Annotated in this window: 16 protein-coding genes; 7 read left to right on the forward strand and 9 right to left on the reverse strand. The window is 44.9% G+C overall.

What is annotated here, in order from left to right; translation table 11 throughout:
* Positions 1 to 52: 52 nt before the first annotated feature.
* Entirely contained in the window at positions 53 to 955 is a 903-nt protein-coding gene (locus tag MHI52_RS22940; protein WP_076252800.1) for a LysR family transcriptional regulator, read from the forward strand.
* 72 nt (positions 956 to 1,027) lie between these two features.
* Here MHI52_RS22940 and MHI52_RS22945 read toward each other — a convergent pair whose 3' ends face one another.
* The 6 genes from MHI52_RS22945 to MHI52_RS22970 all read right to left on the reverse strand — a co-directional run bounded on the left by MHI52_RS22945 (position 1,028) and on the right by MHI52_RS22970 (position 9,484).
* Entirely contained in the window at positions 1,028 to 2,938 is a 1,911-nt protein-coding gene (locus tag MHI52_RS22945; protein ID WP_282320569.1) for a beta-glucoside-specific PTS transporter subunit IIABC, read from the reverse strand.
* A 128-nt stretch (positions 2,939 to 3,066) separates the two neighbouring features.
* A complete protein-coding gene (gene licT, locus MHI52_RS22950; RefSeq protein WP_036617363.1) occupies positions 3,067 to 3,918 on the reverse strand; it encodes a BglG family transcription antiterminator LicT in 852 nt (283 codons plus the stop codon).
* A gap of 233 nt (positions 3,919 to 4,151) precedes the next feature.
* A complete protein-coding gene (locus tag MHI52_RS22955) occupies positions 4,152 to 5,576 on the reverse strand; it encodes a glycoside hydrolase family 1 protein (protein WP_405157695.1) in 1,425 nt (474 codons plus the stop codon).
* A 48-nt stretch (positions 5,577 to 5,624) separates the two neighbouring features.
* Positions 5,625 to 7,307, reverse strand: a complete 1,683-nt coding sequence (locus MHI52_RS22960; protein ID WP_405157696.1) for an S-layer homology domain-containing protein — start codon at positions 7,305 to 7,307, stop codon at positions 5,625 to 5,627.
* 135 nt (positions 7,308 to 7,442) lie between these two features.
* Positions 7,443 to 8,900: a glycoside hydrolase family 1 protein gene (locus tag MHI52_RS22965; protein ID WP_127550057.1), complete on the reverse strand. Its 1,458-nt coding sequence runs from the start codon at positions 8,898 to 8,900 to the stop codon at positions 7,443 to 7,445.
* 290 nt (positions 8,901 to 9,190) lie between these two features.
* Complete coding sequence (locus tag MHI52_RS22970; RefSeq protein WP_051447477.1) at positions 9,191 to 9,484, reverse strand: antitoxin Xre/MbcA/ParS toxin-binding domain-containing protein; 294 nt, start codon at positions 9,482 to 9,484, stop codon at positions 9,191 to 9,193.
* Positions 9,485 to 9,631: 147 nt separating this feature from the next.
* Between MHI52_RS22970 and MHI52_RS22975 the strand changes: the two genes are divergently transcribed.
* The 3 genes from MHI52_RS22975 (at position 9,632) to MHI52_RS22985 (ending at position 12,374) form a co-directional block, all read left to right on the forward strand.
* A complete protein-coding gene (locus MHI52_RS22975) occupies positions 9,632 to 10,696 on the forward strand; it encodes a suppressor of fused domain protein (RefSeq protein WP_405157697.1) in 1,065 nt (354 codons plus the stop codon).
* A gap of 26 nt (positions 10,697 to 10,722) precedes the next feature.
* A complete protein-coding gene (locus tag MHI52_RS22980; protein WP_100529209.1) occupies positions 10,723 to 11,484 on the forward strand; it encodes a LuxR C-terminal-related transcriptional regulator in 762 nt (253 codons plus the stop codon).
* A 110-nt stretch (positions 11,485 to 11,594) separates the two neighbouring features.
* Positions 11,595 to 12,374 (forward strand): hypothetical protein, encoded by a 780-nt coding sequence (locus MHI52_RS22985; protein ID WP_127550049.1) that lies wholly within the window; start codon positions 11,595 to 11,597, stop codon positions 12,372 to 12,374.
* A gap of 114 nt (positions 12,375 to 12,488) precedes the next feature.
* Here MHI52_RS22985 and MHI52_RS22990 read toward each other — a convergent pair whose 3' ends face one another.
* The gene (locus MHI52_RS22990; RefSeq protein ID WP_405157698.1) at positions 12,489 to 14,240 is read right to left on the reverse strand and encodes an ABC transporter ATP-binding protein; all 1,752 of its coding nucleotides are present in this window, start codon (positions 14,238 to 14,240) and stop codon (positions 12,489 to 12,491) included.
* Positions 14,241 to 14,390: 150 nt separating this feature from the next.
* On the opposite strand from MHI52_RS22990, the gene MHI52_RS22995 reads away from it, so the two are divergent.
* From MHI52_RS22995 to MHI52_RS23005, 3 genes are all read left to right on the forward strand, one after another.
* The gene (locus tag MHI52_RS22995; protein WP_405157699.1) at positions 14,391 to 15,833 is read left to right on the forward strand and encodes an ABC transporter permease subunit; all 1,443 of its coding nucleotides are present in this window, start codon (positions 14,391 to 14,393) and stop codon (positions 15,831 to 15,833) included.
* Positions 15,834 to 15,869: 36 nt separating this feature from the next.
* Positions 15,870 to 17,381 (forward strand): ABC transporter permease, encoded by a 1,512-nt coding sequence (locus MHI52_RS23000; protein WP_405157700.1) that lies wholly within the window; start codon positions 15,870 to 15,872, stop codon positions 17,379 to 17,381.
* A 75-nt stretch (positions 17,382 to 17,456) separates the two neighbouring features.
* Positions 17,457 to 19,277: an ABC transporter substrate-binding protein gene (locus tag MHI52_RS23005; protein ID WP_405157701.1), complete on the forward strand. Its 1,821-nt coding sequence runs from the start codon at positions 17,457 to 17,459 to the stop codon at positions 19,275 to 19,277.
* Between the two features lie 57 nt (positions 19,278 to 19,334).
* Here the strand turns inward: MHI52_RS23005 and MHI52_RS23010 are convergent, their stop codons facing one another.
* Both MHI52_RS23010 and MHI52_RS23015 read right to left on the reverse strand, forming a co-directional pair.
* Complete coding sequence (locus MHI52_RS23010; protein WP_282320560.1) at positions 19,335 to 19,979, reverse strand: sugar O-acetyltransferase; 645 nt, start codon at positions 19,977 to 19,979, stop codon at positions 19,335 to 19,337.
* Between the two features lie 59 nt (positions 19,980 to 20,038).
* Positions 20,039 to 21,025, reverse strand: a complete 987-nt coding sequence (locus MHI52_RS23015; protein ID WP_255319894.1) for an ROK family protein — start codon at positions 21,023 to 21,025, stop codon at positions 20,039 to 20,041.
* Between the last annotated feature and the right edge of the window lie 256 nt (positions 21,026 to 21,281).

The following is a 21,281-nucleotide window of genomic DNA, read 5'->3' on the forward strand; positions in this document are numbered from 1 at the left end:
TTGCCTTTCCATATGAATTACATATACATTGCAGGCGAAGGAGAACAACCACTTGGATATCAAACAATGTCGCTATTTCATTGCCATTGCTGAGGAGAAACAGATTACAGCCGCAGCTCGAAGACTGCACATGGCTCAGCCACCCTTAAGTCAGCAGCTAAAGTTAATGGAGGAAGAGCTTGGCGTAATTTTGTTTGAACGCAAAGGACGTATGATGGAGCTAACGCAGGCGGGTCGCAGCTTCTATGATTATGCGGTTACCTTGACCAAATATATGGAGGAAGCTGTAATGGAGATGCAAAGTTTCCGTCACGGCATACGGGGCAAACTCGCCATCGGCATCAATACCATATCGGATCGCCTGATCCCGCAAGCACTGCAACAGTTTCGCACCACCCACCCACAGGTTACCTATAAAATTCAACAAAATGAATCTGCGCAATTATGCCGATTGCTGGAAGATGGCAAAGTTGAACTTGCCTGTGTACGCATGCCTGTCCAGACTGAACGTTATGAGGTGCTGCATCTGCCACAGGAACCCCTTTTCTACATTTCTTCAACACCGCTTGATAGTCCGACAGAGATGGGACCAGGAGTGGAGATGGGGACTTATTTTGAGCAGCTTACAGGTATCCCTCTACTGCTTCCAAGCACAGAAGGACTCGGTATGTTCGAGCTAATTTTGGACAAGTTTCGGGAGCATCAGGTTACCCCCTCCATCATGGGTGAGTGCTCAGACATTAATATGTTACTCGAGCTGGTCCGACTCGGCTTCGCCAGTTCCATCGTGCCTCACACGGTACTACAGCTATATCACGAGCACCCATTCCACGTATATCGCATCCAGGATCAGCATTCCACGGTCGGTTCGGCGCTGGTCTGGCTGCAGAACCGTTATCTGTCCAAGCCTGCACAACACTTTGTGCAACTGGTGCAGGGTATGCTTCCCGTGTAAAAGGCTATAAGCAAAAAAAACAGCAGCTTTACCGGATTACATTCCAGTGAAGCTGCTGTTTCATTTTTATGGTTAAGCTTTAGCTGTGAACAACAAGTCTTTTTCTTTGATCGTAGTGCGACCAGCAGACTCAATCGACTCATACTGATGCATATTTGTAATAATGACTGGTGTAATCGTTGTGTAACCGGCTTTTTCGATCTGTTCCCGGTCAAACTCCATCAGTACATCACCTACAGCAACCTTCGCACCTGCTTGAACTTTAGGAGAGAAGAATTGACCTTTCAGCTTCACGGTATCAATCCCGATATGAATCAACATCTCTGCGCCTGTATCACTTACCAGACCAATGGCATGTCCACTCTTCGATAACGAGAACACGGTTCCGTTGATCGGAGATACGACGCGACCTTCAGATGGTTGAATCGCGAATCCTTTACCCATAATCTCTTCAGAGAACGCAGGGTCTGGAACTTCGCTCAGCGGTTTAACTTCACCTGTAATCGGGCTGAATACTTGCTCATCTTGTGCTTTTGCTTCTTCAGTTACAGCAGCAGAAGTTGTTGCTGCTGGTGTTGCCGGCTCTGCTGCTGGTGCAGCTACTGGCTCCGATGCATTTTCTTCTTGGAAGCCCAAGATATACGTAATGATTGCTGCCGCTACGATGGCAATCAAACCACCAACCAAAGCATAAATCAATGTGCTAATTGCTGGACTGACAAATGCCGCAATACTCGGCAGACCTGCAAGTCCTGTAATAACATACGATTTAACATTGAAGATTCCCATGAATGCACCAGCAATAGCACCCCCGCTGAGAGCTGCGATAAATGGTTTTTTGAACTTCATGTTGATACCATACATCGCTGGTTCCGTGATCCCCATAATAGCCGTAAGACCTGTGGAATAGGCCAGGGATTTGGTTTTGCTATTTCTCGATCTGAGACCTACACCAAATGCTGCACCACCTTGTGCCAAGTTAGCTGCAAACATCAGTGGAATAATAAAGTCGTAACCCAGTGTTGTCATTGAACCAACAACGATTGGCAGCAACGCATAGTGCATACCTGTAATGATCAGCAGTGACATCGTACCACCAATCAGGATACTTGCGAAGATGGACATGTTATCGAACAACCATGAAATACCACCGGACAAACCATTACCAAGAACCGTACCCAATGGACCTACTGTCATCAACGTCAGTGGAACCATAATTAACAAGGTAACTGTTGGAACAATGAGTAACTTAAGTGAAGCATGTATAACACGATCAACGGCTTTCTCTACATATGAAGCAATCCAAACGGCCAGAACAATTGGAATAACTGTAGAAGAATACGTTGCTGCTATGACTGTAATCCCCATAAAGGATGAGTTATGACCATCGGCCAGCAATGCTGTAATGGTCGGGTGCATAATGCCCGCAGCAAGCGCCGCGGCAATATACATATTACTACCCAGCTTACGTGCAGCACTGATCGCCAGAATGATTGGCAGGAAGTAGAAGGCACCGTCACCAATTGCCGACAAAATGATATAGGTTGAACTAGTATTGGACAACCATCCAAGTGCGACAAGGATAGCCACGATCCCTTTGATCATACCTGCACCTGTAATCGCTGGCAGGATTGGTGTAAACATACCTGAGATGAAGTCGAACAACGCACTTATCGGATTTCTCTTTTTCTTTTCTCCAGTTGAAGCGCTTGAGGTTGCATTATCTGCGTTTGGTGATTTGGACATGTTGCCAACGAGTGCGTTATACACGATAGGCACATCGTTACCGATGATAACCTGGAACTGTCCACCGTTCTCCATAACGCCCATAACGCCTGGTGTATTTTTCAGCGTCGCTTTGTCCGCTTTTTGGTTGTCATTCAGGTTAAATCTGAGTCTTGTCATACAGTGTGTGACTTGATCGATATTCTCTTCGCCACCAACAAGCTTCAAAATATCCTTGGACAATTGTTGTTTATCCATTGTGTTTTGCTCCTTTTATGTGTAATGAAGGTTAAAAAAAAACCTAAACACTGAATAATGACAAAGCAGAAAAGCTTATCATTATTCAACGTTTAGGTTTTGCCTTTTTAGCAGTAACAATCCCAACTTTATTCAATTGTTTGTTCATTTCTGACAATTCGTTCAATATGAATGGTCAGATACAGTATTTCTTCCTTGGACAACACCCGATTATAGATCTTACGCGTATAGTCACTGATCCTTACTGCACATGCATGTGCTTCCGGATACTGCTTGCTCACCAAGTCATGAAGCGGATTATCTACTTCTTTATCTTCAATCGCCGTTCCTTGCAACACACGTTGGGCAAAGAACTTCAGATGAGTTAAAAATCGATAATAACTCAATGAATCTTCATCAAGTTCAATCACAAAGCTACGTCTTACGATGTTAAGTATGTCCTTAACGATGTTCGTAATACTGATCGTTTCCCTCATCTCACCGTTCATCTGGGCATTAACCAGATGCATTGCAATGAATGCGCATTCGTCTTCGGGTAGCAGGACACCTAATGTTTCCTCAATAATCTGTAGCGCCTTGAGTCCAATGGCATATTCCTTCCGGTACATGCGCTTGATCTCCCAGAACAATGCGTTACGGATCTGCAATCCTTGACGATGTCGATCAATGGCAAAATGAATATGATCCGTCAGTGAAATGTAGATGCTTTCATGCAGCTTCTCACCTAACACCGTCTCGGCATAACGGATAATCTCATCCGAGCACTCGACATATTCAACCGGGATATCAGACAGAAGTGTTTTAAGTTTCTGTGATACTTCCTTACTTTCAAGCGAGAATATTTTTTCGACGAGACTCTCGTCAATCGATTCACCAGTATGCTTTTTGAAGGCAATTCCACGTCCCATAACGACCAGTTCGTTTCCTCCCGGATCAATTACGGTAACTACGTTGTTGTTCAGCACCTTCTCAATTTTCATTTCTTCACATCACCTTGCACCGTCAAAGTAGTAAAAGGCAAAACCAAAGCAGGTCACGAAATATGCCCCGCTTCTGGTTTTGCCTGATTGAACAGTAACAATCCAGTATTCATTAGCCTTAGGCCCATCTTACCATATAATTATCCATATGACAATGTTTTTGTGAAAGCGGTTAATGTGCGTTAATGTGACATCAGAAGGTGCTTGCACAACTATGCTTATAGAACTAGTATTTACTCGTTGTTGTTCTTAAGACTTGCGCCATTTGTACTAATAACTTCCTTGTACCAATGGAATGATTTTTTCTTGTAACGATCCAATGTTCCTGAACCGTCATTGTTGCGGTCTACATAGATGAAACCATAACGTTTCTTCATCTCTGCTGTTGAAGCACTTACCAGGTCAATACAGCCCCATGACGTATAACCCATCACTTCTACGCCATCCTCAAGAGCTTCGCCAACCTGTACCAGATGGTCATTCAAGTATTGAATACGGTAATCATCGTTCACCGTTTTATTGCCATTTTCGTCCGTAATCAGCTCATCGACTGCGCCCAGACCATTTTCGACAATAAACAATGGTTTTTGATAACGGTCCCAGTATTTGTTCAAGGTTACGCGCAGTCCTTGCGGATCGATCTGCCAGCCCCACTCACTCGCTTTCAGATAAGGGTTTTGCACACCTGCGAACAGGTTTCCTTTGCCTTCGATACGTTTCTCGGGATCACCAGTCTCACAGATACTTACATAATAACTGAACGAGATAAAGTCTACGGTATGCTTCAGAATTTCAGCATCGCCATCTCCAAACTTAATATTGATATTATTCGCTTTGAAATAACGATTAATGTATTTCGGATAATAACCACGTGCATGGATATCAGCAAAGATATCATTGCGCTGTTCCGCATGCATCGCTGCAACCACATCATCCGGGTTTGGAGTCAACGGATACGTAGGCATGCTCAGTACCATACAGCCGATTTTGGCTTCAGGCATAATTTCATGACCCAGTTTCACAGCTAACGCACTGGCTACCAATTCATGATGGATCGCTTGGTACAGATCCTGTTTGGACAGTTCAGCTTTTGGCGTATAGATGCCGCCACTCATGAATGGTTCCTCCAGGATGGAGTTGATTTCGTTGAATGTCAGCCAGTATTTCACTTTGCCTTTGAAACGGTTGAACAGCACTGTTACATAACGCTCGTAGAAATCGATCATTTTACGGTTAACCCAGCCATCATATGTTTTGGACAAATGCAGCGGTGTCTCATAGTGAGAGATCGTTACGAGTGGTTCAATCCCGTATTTGTGGCACTCATCGAACAGGTCATCGTAGAATTGCAGACCTTTCTCATTTGGCTCCAATTCATCACCTTTAGGGAAGATACGGGACCAAGCGATTGATGTACGGAACACTTTGAAGCCCATTTCAGCAAACAGTTTAACATCCTCTTTGTAGCGGTTGTAGAAATCGATACCGATCAGTTTCAGGTTATCTTCTGTAGGTGCTTCCGTTCTAGGCGTTGTAATCCCATGTGGCATTACATCTTGAACAGACAGACCTTTGCCATCTGTATTATAAGCTCCTTCAAGTTGGTTGGCTGCTACAGCGCCGCCCCATAGGAAGTCTTTCGGAAATGGTGTAGTCATATCAATCATTCCTCTCATTATTTATCATTATTAAGTTGGTTATTGAACTTAGTTTGTTGGCAATTGTTCCAATCGTTGCAGAATCAGCTCCAGCTGAGCACCTGTAACCGACTTCGATGAATCAAATTGATCTTTGGACATACCGGACATAATACCGGCTTTGGCACTATTTTGAACGGCTTCATAAGCCCAATGCTTATCATTCAAATCCTTGAACAATACTACAGTTGACTCGTCTGCATCATTCCAGCCGCGACTCGTCAAAATATGGTCTACGATCACTGCCATCTGTGCACGTGTTACTTCCTCTCCCGAGGCAAATATCTGATTGCTGACACCTTGCATCAATCCTGCCTTAGTCACTGTTGCGATGGCCTGACGAGCCCATTCAGGAGCAGAATCTGTGTACGGGTAAGCAGATTCGGATACTTCAGGAAGATTTAACTTGTCGGCAAGCACGAGGGCGATCTGCGCTCTTGTCACAGGCTCAGTTGGTTTTGTTCCCTGCTCTATGTTACCTCCATCCTGTTCCCCTGAAGTACCTTTACTTAGTTTGAACAGGTCGGCAAGTACTTCCTTGTTGTCAAAAGCCGGTACCCATGACCAATGCTTCATGCCACCGTACAGTCTTTGGCTATCCATGTATGCATCGTCATACAGCGTCATATTGACATGCTTGGCTCCAAGCTCAGTCAAAGCCTGATAAGCCAAAGAGCTTGTCCGGCTGTCAGTGGTTGGATCATTTTTGGCATGCATAATCCATACTGGGACATCCACAATATCTTTCAGTTCTTTTTTGAATGCTTCAACAGATCCGGTGTAATCCGCTACCGTATCCTTGGCCGCTACAATAATCGCTCCAGCAAACAGATCGGGATATTGTGTCAAGAAACGGAAGGCACCACCACCGCCACTGGAAACACCAGACAGATAGATCCGATTCGGATCAACTTCACCTTCAGCAACCAGCTTCTGAATCAACTCATACTGCGCCACGAAGTACGCCTGCATCTGGGCCAGTTGCTCCGGGTTATCATAGATTTTGAAGCTGTAATTCTCAGGATACTGTACGGCCAGTACGGAAGTATCATACCCCGATTCCGTCCAGACTACAGCTCCACGATTTGCAGTAAGATGGCTGCGCCCGTCCGTACCAACTTCGCCACCACCATGGAGCCATACCATGAGCGGCTTCGGTTCTTCGGACGTGCTTCGTTTCAGTTGATAGGACAAGTTCGCACCATTACTGCCTGTAAATTGTCCTTTTTCAAACTCATCGACCGTACGCGTTTTGACTACATTTACATTTTTATCGTCAAAAGAAAGTTCAGGATACGCCTTGCTTTTGACTGCAAATGCTGACTTAAATCCACCTGGATATTTAAAAGGCTTTACCGCCATATGGATGGTATGATCCGTAATTGTCAATTTTATTCCGTCATCTTCATACTCATTTTGTATGATCTCTTCCACTTCATTTAAAGGATAGCCATCATAATTGCCAGTAATTTCGAAGTCTGAAGCTTTCAGATTCTGATATTTCTCCGGATTCGCTACAGTAATGTCAAAGGACTCTACCATCTCTCCAGGATCACCAACATAGGTATTGGCCTGGATTTGAGTAACCTGGGTGCTTTCCGCACCAACGGTTGCTGGCCAGATCACACTCAGACTTAGTGTCAGGGCAAGCATCCATCCCATACTTTTTGTGTTCATACTCCATCTTTTCAAAAGATATCCCTCCATATGTAATGTTTGCAGCACATAAAAAAGCGGACAAACGCTAATCAGCAGGCCCTCAGGAACATTAAATTCCATTAAACACTAACTGTTATATCAGGTTTGCCCGCTCAGAAAACGTGAGAACTACAGTTGCTCACCATTACTGGAGATTACGTTTTTGTACCAGTCGAATGAATCCTTTTTGGAACGTTTGAGTGTTCCGTTACCTTCGTCATCCAGATCCACGTAGATGAAACCATAACGTTTGGACATTTCGGAAGTGGACATGCTCACAAGGTCAATCGGGCCCCATGCTGTAAATCCAATCAGATCGACGCCATCTTTGATGGCTTCTTTCATTTGTTCGATGTGTTTTTTCAGGTAATCCACACGATAGGAGTCATGGATCGAACCGTCTTCTTCAACACGGTCATATGCACCCAGACCATTTTCTACGATGAACAATGGTTTCTGGTAACGATCCCAGAAGTTGTTCAAGGTTACGCGCAGACCGATCGGATCGATCTCCCAGCCCCAGTCGGATGCTTCCAGATAAGGGTTTTTCACGCCGCCAGTCAGGTTACCCGATGTTTCTTCCTTGTCTGCAGATGCAGATTTGGTTACGGACATGTAGTAGCTGAAGGAGATGAAATCAACGGTATTGTTCAGCAAGATCTCGTCATCGCCTGCTTCTTTTTGGATCACGATGTCGTTTTCTTCAAAATAACGAGCCATGTAGTTCGGGTATTTACCACGAGCATGCATGTCCGTGAAGAAGAGGTTAATCTGATTCTCGTGTTGAGCCAGACGAACATCTACCGGATTACATGTTGCTGCATAAGTTTCCATACGAGCAAGCATACAACCCACTTGGGAACCAGGCATAATCTCGTGAGCAAGCTTCGTTACCAATGCACTTGCTACAAATTGGTGATGCAGCGCTTGATAAGTGGTTTGCAGTTTGTTGTCCACTTTATCGATCAGAATGCCGCCGCCAGTGTATGGGCTGAACAACATGACGTTAATTTCATTAAACGTCAGCCAGTATTTCACTTTATTTTTATAACGGTTGAACACCGTTTCTGCATACCGAACATAGTGCTCGATTACTTCACGGCCAGCCCAGCCGTTATATTTTTGCGTCAAGCCAAGCGGTGTCTCATAGTGAGACAATGTAACGAGCGGCTCGATGCCATATTTCAACAATTCGTCAAATACTTCATCATAGAATTTCAAGCCTGCTTCATTCGGCTCTTGATCATAACCGTTCGGGAAAATACGTGCCCAGTGAATGGACAAACGGAATACTTTGAAGCCCATTTCAGCGAACAATGCAATATCTTCTCTAAAGTGATGGTAGAAATCGATACCAAAACGTTTCGGGAAACGTTCTTCAAATTTGCCGGAGAGGATCTCTTCGATTCGGGAAGAGGAAATTTCCATAGCATGTCCGCCTGTACGCTTCTCTTTGGGAACATGAGCGATCATGTCCGCTGTGGAGAGGCCTTTGCCGTCCTTATCGAATGCACCCTCCAATTGATTGGCAGCTGTAGCGCCGCCCCATAGGAAGTTTTCGGGGAATCCTTTTTTTGCCGTGGTCATGAACAACAACCTCTTTTCGAAATTTATTTTGGTTTTTCCAGGTAAAAAATGGTGTGATTTAGAGCAGAAAACAAGAAAAACCTAAACTCAAGGTAAAATAGCACCAAAAAAAGGAGCTTTCATTTCACCATCAGTTTAGGTTTTGCCTGTCTTCACAGTTACAATCCATCAAAAGATGTTATTGCATATTCTGTTGTGTTTGCTCTTGTAATGTAAGCGTAACATATCTATTTTGCAAAATCAACTTCACTGGATCAACTGATCGTTCGCACACCTCTTTATCGGAGAAATTAACGTGGCATACGCATAATGGCTGCCCTTAATGCCTGCGCTCCCTCCTCCGTTTCCAGGTAAGCGGCGGGACTTTTGTCCCCTAAAGCCGGGATATCTTTCGCTATCCATTCAAAAACGTACTCCCCCATTTCACACAAAAGCACCCGACTTATATCTGCCGGAATCCCTTGTAATCGCGCACGTTCTACCCACGCGGGGTCCAACTTTTGTCCAAGTTCTTCAAACCCTTCGGAAAATGAGTCCCAGCTTGTATGATTAAACTCCTTTAAATAGATACCTTTCATACTCATGTAATTTCACTCCCTGAATTGCAATTAATAACACCCAAGTCCTATCTGACACAATTCATCCTTAAGCCGCTTGAATCCGTTTCTGTAACAGGTAGACTTAATTTTAAATGTTTTTCGGGGGAAAGAACAGTCAAGGAGGATTCAATAATGACTCAGGAAGAAAACACATCCGGTTGGGATGCGATTGATCAATCCATGCGTGAATTGTATGGGGAACAAGAGCCAAAACACTACGGCACTGCCCTTCCATATATTCTTGGAGGTCCCGATCCACTCGATGGCATTAGCGTTTATGAGGTGAACACACCTATGCCTCACTGGCATTTTGTTACCTACGGTTTCTCAGAATTATATGAAAAAGAGATGCATGATGCATCCAAAAGCGGGTATGGATTTGAAATCACCTTTCGTCTTACACGCAGTGAAGCAGAGACTGATCCGCCAGCCTGGGCGCTGAATCTGTTACAGAATGTAGGACGATACGTGTTCAACAGCGGAAATATCTTTCAGCCAGGGGATTACATGGACGCCAATGGCCCCATCTGTCTGGAGTCCGACACTTTGCTGACTGCTCTCTCGTTTATTGAAGACCCGGATCTACCCGCGATCTCTACGACTAATGGTTCAGTGCAATTTATTCAGATGGTTGGCATTACAGGTCGGGAACTGGAAATGATTCAAAGCTGGAATGCTCGTGGATTCCTGTCTGCCTCCTCCATGTTCATGCCCAAATATGTGACGGATCTGATGAGAAATTCGTACGCAGATATTCCTTCGGTTATACAAGCGGTTGAGGATGGAATGGAACAGGACGGGTCCAGCACAGCATTTTTATTCATACAACAACTGGCTTGGGAATCTCCTCGCAAAAAATTGCTGCAAAAATCGGTTCCGGCCAAACTCCAGCTTGGAGCCAAACAAGCCGTATTAGTTGGCACCATCCTTCGTAGCCGAATTTCGAAAGGTGCCTCTCTATCCTTGATCGGACCGGATACTAATATTCTGTTCGAAGCAGGAGAACATCCAACCGTATTGGAGTCGGACAGACAAGTTACCCTGACGGTGAACAAACAAACTGTTGAGGAGCTGGCAGAGAATCTTCGTCCGGTTGAAGGGACATTTGAGATAACTTCATTGGATCATATTATCGTTCAGATTGTTAGAACAGAAATCAAGGACCAGGAAGGACACGTCATTCAAACGATTGGATGAGAACTGTGCAGCAAGGAGGAAACAACATGCCTGCCATTACATTTGCCTCACGACACGAAGAGTCTCCGAATTGCTCGCATGCAGCAGGAACGGCTCCGTTCGACTATTTACCAGAATCCAGTCTGGACAGGCTGCGTAAAATCAATCATTTCCTGATTCATGCATTCCAGAACAGTATCTCGGTTATCCAAGAGAATTTAACGGGCACTTATCTTTTTTTACTCGCAGATAGCAACGGTGTGCTCCTCTCGATGAATTACAGTTCAGATCTTAAAGCTGTAGTAGAACATTCCCCCATTCGTCCGGGCATGTTCTTCACTGCACAGAGCTGTGGAGTTAACGCCATATCTGTAACGATGGACAGCAACGAGCCTGTAGTGCTGCTGCCCAAGCAGCATGAAAGTCCTTATTTTCAAAGCTGGCATTGTTACGCCGCACCTCTGTTCATGGGATCCCAACATGTCGGTTATCTGGATGTGTCCACCATTAATGCAGATATGCAAGGTGAACTGATTGCCATTGCCAAGCTAATTCCAGCGTACATGCAGAACTGTTATCAGAGTCAACAGACTGCTGAAGCGTGCGACAAACCGGCGGTGGAGTTCACCGAGCGTCAGTTAACCATTCTGGAGATGATAGCCGGAGGCCTCACGGTAAAAGCCATTGCTTTGAAATTAAAGATCAAGGAATGCACCGTGAATCATCACAAAAAAGTGATTTTTAACAAATTAGGTGTGCAATCCAGCACAGAAGCTGTTTCAATTGCCAGCCGAATGTCTTATGTATAGAAGACCCCTATAGATTCCTATAGGTAGTATATGAGAACGTTTGTGCTACAATTTAAGAAGCAGGCAACATGTAGAGAGAGAAACAAACACACACATTTCAGGAGGGTAATATGACAATTCCAAAAAAAGCTTCTTTATTCGCCATGCTCATTATGATTATGCTGGTTGCAGCCGCTTGCGGTGACAAAGCAGATAACACAGCCGCAACAGAAGAGCCTACCCCGACAGAAACAACGACAGGTACTGATTCTGATACAGCCAATACAGAAGAAACAGAGAACACAGAACCAGCAAGCGAAGAGTCCAAGGAAACTGATAATTCACAAGACGTTGAGCTGGGGACTACGAAAAAAGGTTCTTACACCAATGACTATTTTGGCGTATCTCTGAAATTTCCGGAAGCTTGGGAGTTCCAGGATGCTGCAGGCATGAATGAGCTGACAAGTGCTTCATCCGAAGCGATTGCTGGTGATGATGAAACAAAGAAAAAACAAATTGAACTGTCTCAGACCAAAACATTGAATCTGCTTATGGCTTCAAAGTATCCATTAGATGCAGGCCAAGTTGGTCCTTCCGCAATTGCGGTTGCTGAGAAAGTAAGCTTGTTGCAAGGCATTCGTACAGGTAAAGACTACCTGGAAGCAACCAAAAAATTCATGGTGGATAGCCAGTTCCCTTACGATTATAAGGAAATGACAACGGAAACCATCGGTGGTAAAGAGATGGATCTGATGCAAATCACGATGGATCCAGGTGACGGTTCAACCGTTACTCAAGATTACTATAGTACAATTATTGAAGGATATGCTTTCAACTTCATATTCACTTACGTGGATGATAAGACCAAAGCCGAGATTGATACCATCAAGAAATCGGTTCAATTCAAATAATCGCTTTCGATTACTGCCATTATACGAAGAACATATAACTCAACCCCGATAACGATCTGTGGAGATCATCGTCGGGGTTCTTTTGTCGATGAAACAGACTATATATTGCACTATCTAACTAGATATGGCTACCCAGTGCCCTTCCGTGACTTCTACCCACTTGGAATGTTCCAGATTATAACGGTCCTCTACTTCAACATTTTCTCTAGTTGTTTCTTTGACAACATGTCTCTTTTTCTTCGCTTCTACCGCCGGATCAGGCACGGGAATAGCAGATAGCAAAGCCTTGGTGTAGGCATGTTGCGGGTTGGAATAGAGTTCTTCACTCTCGGCCAGCTCTACAATTTTCCCATTATACATCACCGCCACTCGATCACTGATATGTTTAACCATGGACAAGTCATGCGCGATGAAGAGATACGTCAATCCGAGTCGCTGCTGCAACTCTTCAAGCAATTGTACGATCTGAGCCTGTATCGACACATCCAGTGCAGACAATGGCTCATCACATACGATGAATTCAGGTTCCACAGCCAGAGCTCGTGCAATACCGATCCGCTGTCTCTGCCCACCCGAGAATTCATGTGGATAACGCTGCGCATGGGTAGGATCAAGACCTACCATCTCCAGTAATTCCTCCACCCGCTTCTCTCGCTGAGCGGCATTACCTGCAAGTTGATGAATATCAAGCGCTTCTCCAATGATATCCATAATCCTCATTTTGGGATTCAGAGATGCATAAGGGTCCTGGAAAATAATCTGCATATGTCTACGCATCGTTTTCATCTCCGAAGCCGACAAACGATTGAGTGGGACTCCTTTAAACAGTACATCTCCACCTGTTGGCTCATGCAATCGCAGAATCGCACGGCCCGTGGTTGATTTTCCGCTACCGGATTCCCCTACAACGCCAAGCGTCTCTCCTTGACGAATATGAAAGCTAATATCATTAACCGCCTTTAAGGTGTTACCTTTGCCCAGATTAAAATGTTGTCTGAGTGATTTCACCTCAAGCAACGGCTGATCGTCTTCCAGATCTCTCGGGACCAACGATACCGGTTTGGGCTTTTTCTTCTGATCCAGACGTGGTAATGCATTCAGAAGTCTGATCGTATACGGGTGTTTGGGATTAGCAAAAATCTCTGTTGTTGTCCCGGTTTCCACAATCTGTCCTTCTTTCATAACAACAACCCGATCACACATGCCTGCTACTACGCCCAAATCATGCGTGATCAGGATAATCGATGTGCCCAGTTGGTCCTGCATATCTTTCATCAAATTAAGAATTTGTGCCTGAATCGTAACGTCAAGTGCGGTTGTCGGCTCATCGGCAATGAGTAATTCAGGACGACAAGCAAGTGCAATACCGATCATGACCCGCTGGCGCATGCCTCCGGAGAATTCGTGTGGATATTGGTTGTAGCGTATTTCACTACGAGTTATCCCCACCCGCTCCATCATGGCAATCGCCTGTTTCTTGGCTTCCCTTTTGGACACCTTCTGATGTTTGATTAGACTTTCGGAGATCTGTTTACCCACTTTAATAGTCGGATTAAGAGAACTCATCGGGTCCTGAAAGATCATGCCAATATCACGCCCACGAATGCTCTCCATCTCTTTCTGCGTTTTATTCGCCAGATCGACCCCTTTGAACAGAATCTCTCCATTTTTCATCTGTGAAGGCGGCGATGCAAGCAGCCTCATAATGGAACGTGCGGTTACACTCTTGCCACTACCCGATTCGCCTACAATGCCTAGTGTCTCTCCTTTGCGCACTTCAAAACTTACCTCTCGTACTGCATGAAACTCACTCTCTCCAGAATGAAAAGAGACCGATAGATCATTAACTTTCAATAAAGGTTCCATGTTATCACCAGCTCTCATCCGTATTTCACATTCACTTATCTCATATGTATACCATTTAATTCCTTGACAATTGTTTAGACCCTAAATAATATATACTATATCAATCGGAATAATGCAATTTAAACCTGAATGAAAGGAGGCACGCTTGGTTTGAATCTTGCAGAAAGCAGCAGACTCTCGCGGTTGGTGCACAATTTAAGTTTTATTTATGGCAAAATGCTACTTCATCCTTCCTACCGATATGTTCTGTTCATTCTTGGATTACCGATCAATCTGGTCGTGTTTCTAATATGGCGTTCGAATCGAAAAAATGACGGCTGGGTAGCCGCCAGGCAGACGGCTGAGCAAGAACTGCTCGCTTCTTCCTATCGGAACAAGCTGAAGTTGGAAGTCGAAGAACAGCTACGACGCAAACATCGTTTTTTCCAGCAGCAGGTCAGTGAGGAAGAATTCAGACGTCAGACCGAGGAATGGTTGGAAGAAACGGTTCAGAAAGAGTTGAAGGAGCGGACTTCTCGCATACTTCAGGAACAGGGAAGTCAACGTCTTACGATGGCCGATACATTCCACACCCTTATCGACAAACCGTGGTTTTTAGCGATATCCATTATTCCTGGCTGTCTGATGTATGGCATCCTCTTTTTGTATGGAAATCCTTATCTAAAGTACATATTTGAAAGAATACTGATGACGGTATTTGTCATTCTGGGCGTAGCCACACTCGTATTTACGATTTTGTATCTGTCTCCGTTCAACCCGGCAGCTAACATTCTCGGAGAGACAGCAACGCAGGAACAGATTGCAGCATTCAATCAGGTGTATGGCTTGGATCAGCCTTATCTTACACAGCTCTGGAACAATATTAAGGGAGTTGCTCTCTTCGATCTTGGCAAGTCTTTTGCAGGAAATGAAGACGTAACAGCAACGATTGCAAGAAAGTTTCCAATTACATTGACGCTGGCGGTTATCTCCCTGTTGCTAGCACTCGTCATCGCATTGCCCATCGGTATCATCTCAGCGATTAAGCCTAATTCATGGTTCGATTATACGTTTATGTTCATCGCTCTGATTGGATTATCGATCCCGAATTTCTGGCAAGGACTTATTTTCATTCTGAACTTTTCGATCAAATTACAGTGGCTTCCCGCCACCTTCAACCCGCAGAACTGGCTGTCGATCATTATGCCAACCATTGTGCTGGGCACAGGACTTACGGCTGCGGTGGCACGGATGACCCGGTCTTCTACACTGGAAGTCATTCATGAGGATTATGTGATGACCGCCCGCGCCAAGGGGTTAAGCGAACGTCAGGTCATGCTGAAACACGCTGTACGTAATGCATTGATTCCAATCGTAACTGTGGTTGGACTTCAATTCGGAGCCATGCTTGGCGGGGCAGCAGTGACGGAGAAAGTGTTTAATATCAGCGGTCTCGGCAGCTATATTGTGGATAAACAATTCATCCCCGATATTCCGAGTATCATGGGCGGAGTAATCTACACAGCAATTACGATCTCCATTATCAATGTAGCGGTTGATCTGCTGTACGCTTTTATTGATCCAAGAGTGCGCTCCAAGATGAAACAATATTAAAGTGTGTGTTGAACTACCTCTTAAAGCAGGTGTATTATGACAAACTCGTCCTTAACACAAGAAATGCGTTTCCGGCTTAAGTCTTCTCGAGAATACAGTCAGGCAAGCTTCGCCTGGATCACGTCCCTTCTCTTGACTGCCTTGTTGCTGTTCAACAGTTATGACTGGAGCGGGCAGACGTTCAAACCATTTCTGCTAACGATACTTGGGATCTATGTATTCTTCACACTGGTCCAAAGTGTCATCACCCTTCGGATTCGAAAAGACTTGATCCGTACAGGTACGATCTCTACTTTGACCCGCAGGTTAGCCTGGGTTCAGCTACTTGCCATCATTTCTGGCAACATATTTATCGTAACGGCAGCCTTTCATCTGATTCGAAAAGCCAGGAATGTGGAGTACACCTTTGCGGTATATATGCTGTTAACCCAGCTGTTCGTCATCGGTGTATCTGCGTTAAATGTTTTCAAACCCTATGTGGCTGACAACTTTCTGCCAGCTATGGCGGTGCTCATATTTATTCTGGTCATCGACCTGGTCGTACTGATTATCGTATCCCGATATAACGCGACCTCTATCCTCCCTCGCTGGATGATCGGTGTCAGTATAGTACTGATTCTGACCTCAATCACAGGTAATGTATTTGCCCTATTGCTCGGCATTTCCATTATTGGGCGCATTCGCAGACAGGGGAAACAAAAATCAAACTTCTGGAATGATCTGTGGGAGCGACTTGCTCCGAATATGACTGCCATGTCCGGTTTGTTTTTTATCATTTTTCTGTTCTCGATATCGATTTGCAGCTTCTTTACTTTTGATTACAGCATGGCTGTGGAAAACAACTACTCCGCTCTGCTTCAACCCCCTTCCCTTGCGTATCCCTTGGGAACGGACGACTTCGGACGATGTTTATTTTCCCGGATTGTATTTGGTGCCCGGATCTCCTTAATCGTAGGTTGCATGTCGACCATCATTCCTGTGTTGATCGGTGGAGTCCTCGGAGCATTCTCCGGTTTCTACGGAAGGCATACGGATAACATCATCATGCGGCTGCTGGATATTCTCTATGCGATTCCGGGAATTCTGCTCGCCATTGCCATTATTGCGGCGTTTGGAGCTAATACGGTCAATCTTATTCTGGCGCTGAGTCTGGGTTCGATCCCAACTTACGCCCGTACCATGAGAGCCAGTGTGCTCTATGTATCTACTTTTGAATTTGTGGAAGCTGCACGTGCACTGGGGTACAACAATCGTACGATTATTTTCAAACACATTATTCCCAACTCCCTTGCGCCCATGATTATCAAGTCCACACTCACGATTGGTGGAGCGGTTATCGCTACCAGCAGTTTGAGTTATCTGGGACTCGGCGTGGAGCCGCATATTCCGGAATGGGGTAATATTCTGAAGCTCGGCAGTACATACCTGGAGACCCACTCTTATCTGGCGATTTATCCAGGCTTGGCTATTATTCTGCTGGTTCTTTCGTTTAACTTTCTCGGTGACGGTCTGCGTGATGCGCTTGATCCCAAGCTGGAAAAGGCATAAAAGATTCGTCATTAAAATGAATGATATAGAAAAAGAATTCACACATCACACATTCAAGATATGGAGGGTAATCCCATGAAAAAACGTACACTGATCTCATTGCTATTAATTCTCGTCATTGTGATTTCCGGCTGCAGTGTAAAAACGAAAACCGAAACCCAGGCGGAGACCGCACCAGCGGACACAACTGAAACTGCACAAAAACCGGCTGACATTGAACTGCTCGCCATGAGTTCTTCCGAAAATGATGTAAACATTGTGCGCGACCAGCTGACTAAAAACGGCTTCAATGTGAAGTTGAACCTTCAGCCGGATTACGGTAGCTTTAAATCCCAGCAGGATGCAGGGAATTATGACATTGCCTTGTCCAGCTGGACAACGGTAACGGGAAATCCCGATTATGCGGTACGCTCCCTTTTCAAAACAGGTGGAGATTACAGTATCCTTGCAGATGCGGAACTTGATAAGCTCATCGATCAGGCAGCTACTCAAACTCCAGATGAGTACAAAGACACGTACAAACAATTGGAAGATCGCTTGGTAACGGATCAGGCGTATATCGCTCCTTTGTATATTTCCCTGAAAAGTCAGGCTGTGAACAAAGACATTCTGAATGTCGACACCGTTCGTCTCTCCAAATCCCGCGCCATGGCTTGGGAACCGATTGAGTTCAAGGACAGCTCCAAAAATGCCAAAGATCCGTTGATTCTGACGCAAAGTGCATCCGTACTGACTTCCCTTGATCCAATCAAAGGAAACGACGGCTCCATCAACCAGTTGAACACCAATATGTATGTACGTCTCGTTAACTTGACAGATGACGATCAGCTGACAGCAGATGGATCACTGTCCCATAACTTCAGTATTGCTGAAGGTAATTCGGACTACTACTTCATTCTCAGAGACGATATCAACTTTGCGAAGATTGATAACAAAAAAGCTGTAGATACAGGAGAACGTGTCGGTGCAGATGATGTGATCTTCTCCCTGGATCGTGCTAAAAATAAAGATTCCGTTCCGGATCACCGGACGTACAGTCTGCATGAACACATCAAAGAAGCTGAGGTTGTAACGGATCTGAGTGCATTACAATCCATTAAACAATCCAGCGGTAACGGCACAATCCTCGAAGCATTGGAACAAGGATTGGGTAACAAAATTACAGAACTTGTGACGGACAAAACCAAAGCAGATAATAGCGCAGGTAAATATCAGGTCGTTAAACTGACAACAACTGAACCTTTCCCGCAAGTTCTGAACTACCTGGCTCACCAATCTGCGGGTATCGTGTCCAAAAAACAGGTGGAGAGCATCAACACATATGATGTAGCTTCCTTTGACGTCAACAAAGATATTCCTTACGGTGATCAGAACACCGTGACTGAAGGCGCAGCATACAATAACACCCTTTATACTAGCGGACCTTATATTTTGTCATATAAAAATGACTATGAAGGTGTATTCTTAAAAAATCCGGGATACCGCAAAGGCACTGAATATGCACCAAAAATTTCTCAGGTCAATGTCCGGTTCATCGCGGATGCAGACAGCGCCCTCTCTGCTCTTCGTAGCAGTGAAATTCACTTATACTACGGTGTACCTGAAACCAAGTATGACATCATCGAAAATGACAGCAAGCTGAAACTGCAAAGCATTCCAAGTAACGCCGTTTCTTATCTCTTGTTTAACACAGCCAATCGTGATGTTGCCAAGAGCAGTGACCTGAGAAAAGCCGTGCTGTACTCCATTAATCAAGATGAAATTTTGAGTTTCTACAAGAACAACAAACTCAAAGCATACTCTACAGTAAGCCCGCTCGTTCAGACCGGGAATGAATTAAAAGCTGATCCTGCAAAAGTAAAAGAATTCTTGAGTAACTACAACGCCTCCAAGTAAACGAATACCAAAAAGGCTGTCACTGGATCATCTACCGATCCTGGTGACAGCCTTTTGTTATTCTTCCAGCACACGGCAATCTGCCAGAACATCGGGATAATTTCGCATGCTGTCCGCATCAGTAATTTTGCGAATAACTTTGCACGGTACGCCTGCTGCAAATGAATGTGGTGGAATATCACGAGTCACGACACTCCCTGCTCCAATGACACATCCGTCTCCAATGGTTACGCCCCCGCACACTGTGACGTTTGCCGAGATCCATACATCGTTACCAATCGTGACCGGTTTGGCATAACATAGCAACTTCACATCACCGTTCTGGTCCACCATCTGTCTCCGCTCGCTGGCAATCATGGGGTGAATGGGGGTAACAATCGTAACGTTGGGTCCAAAACTGGTATAGTCCCCGATCGTCACTTGCGCGTCGTCTTGTATCGTCAGATTGTAATTACCGAAGAAGTGATCGCCTATCCGGGTATGCACACCATAATGAAAGAAGATGGGGCCTTGCATAAATCCACCTTCACCGATCTGCCCCAGTAGCTCTTGCAATATCTGATTCCTTTCCTCAGTCTGTTCTTCAAAGGTCTGACTGTAACGCTGACTGAGATTATGGGCCCGCCTTTTGATGGTCTTTAATTCCGGATCACTTGGACTAAACAACATGCCCTGCATGATTCTCTCTTCTTCACGCATCATGAATCCTCCTCTACAAGAGTTAGCTTATAAAACAAAAGCCACAGACATGGCCTGTGGAGTTATAGGACTTCTGATAGAATGCCTGACTTCAACGCCTGAAGCACCATTCCTCTTAACCCAGCATCAAAATCATGTTGAAATGAGTCCTGATGTACGATCTCGGGCAACGATGGCATGGGATGATCCTCCCCGTACTTTTGCCACGCCAAATCCAGCTCTTCTCTCTCCACACGTTCCTGATAAATGACAATCTGGTGCGGGGCAACGACGGCATTAATCGTTTGCAGGATGTGACATACGTTCAGTACAAAATCATCTTTGCTCATGTCACGGTGCCAATCAGGTGAATAAGGAAGATACTTGATCTCACCAAACATCCCGTTTTTCCCGCGGATCATCTGTCCATTCAACATCATGCCCATACCCGGCGGGTATCGGTTCGGAAAATAAATTCCCGCTACACTCCGTTCCTTCATATCCGCATGCTGTGTACAGTATCCGCTAATCGCTGCATTAACATCATTCTCCACGAAAACGTTCAGTTGGAACTCGCTCTCGATCTCCCGTATCAGATGTGAATGGATAAGCTCTTCATGACTGCTCACCGTGATGTCCCCATCCACGGCTTGCCCCGGAATACCGATGCCGATCATATCAATGGAGGGATACTCCTTAATGAAACGCGCGATAAGTTGCAGCATATGCTGTTTATCAAAAGCAGGCAAGATGCGCTCTTCCTTCAGCACAACCTTATTCTCCAGATTTATGACCGTTGCCGAAATCAACTCCTGGCCTTTCATCTCTTTGATGTAAAGAACCAAAGCAAGCTTGAAGTTATAATTATATCGATATGCCTGAGCAGGACGACCGCCGTTAGAGGGAACCACTTTATCCTGGAACAACTCTCCGCCATCACATAATTCCTGAATCAGCGCATTAATGGTAACAACACTAAGATTGGTTAATAAAGCTAATTGCGGTTTGGTTGCCGTCTCAATCTGCTGCATGACTTCACGCACATTATTCAAATTGATGTATTTCATCATTGTAGCGTTGGCTTTTTTCATAACCCTCTCGTTTCTACTCTGGTTCAATTGAGCCAAAGCAATGGTATGGATGTCATTCACACCATATCATAACATAATGCCTTACTCGAACACATGAGTTCCATCGTGCTGGCAATGGATCGAAATCGGCAGAACTACTTTGTTCACTCAAACAAATCATCCATCGATTTCACAGGTTTCACTTCAATCGGTTGTTTTGACAAGACCATACTTGCATAGGTACCTGCCCATATTA

The organism is Paenibacillus sp. FSL H8-0283, from assembly GCF_045040675.1.
Lineage (GTDB): Bacteria > Bacillota > Bacilli > Paenibacillales > Paenibacillaceae > Paenibacillus > Paenibacillus amylolyticus.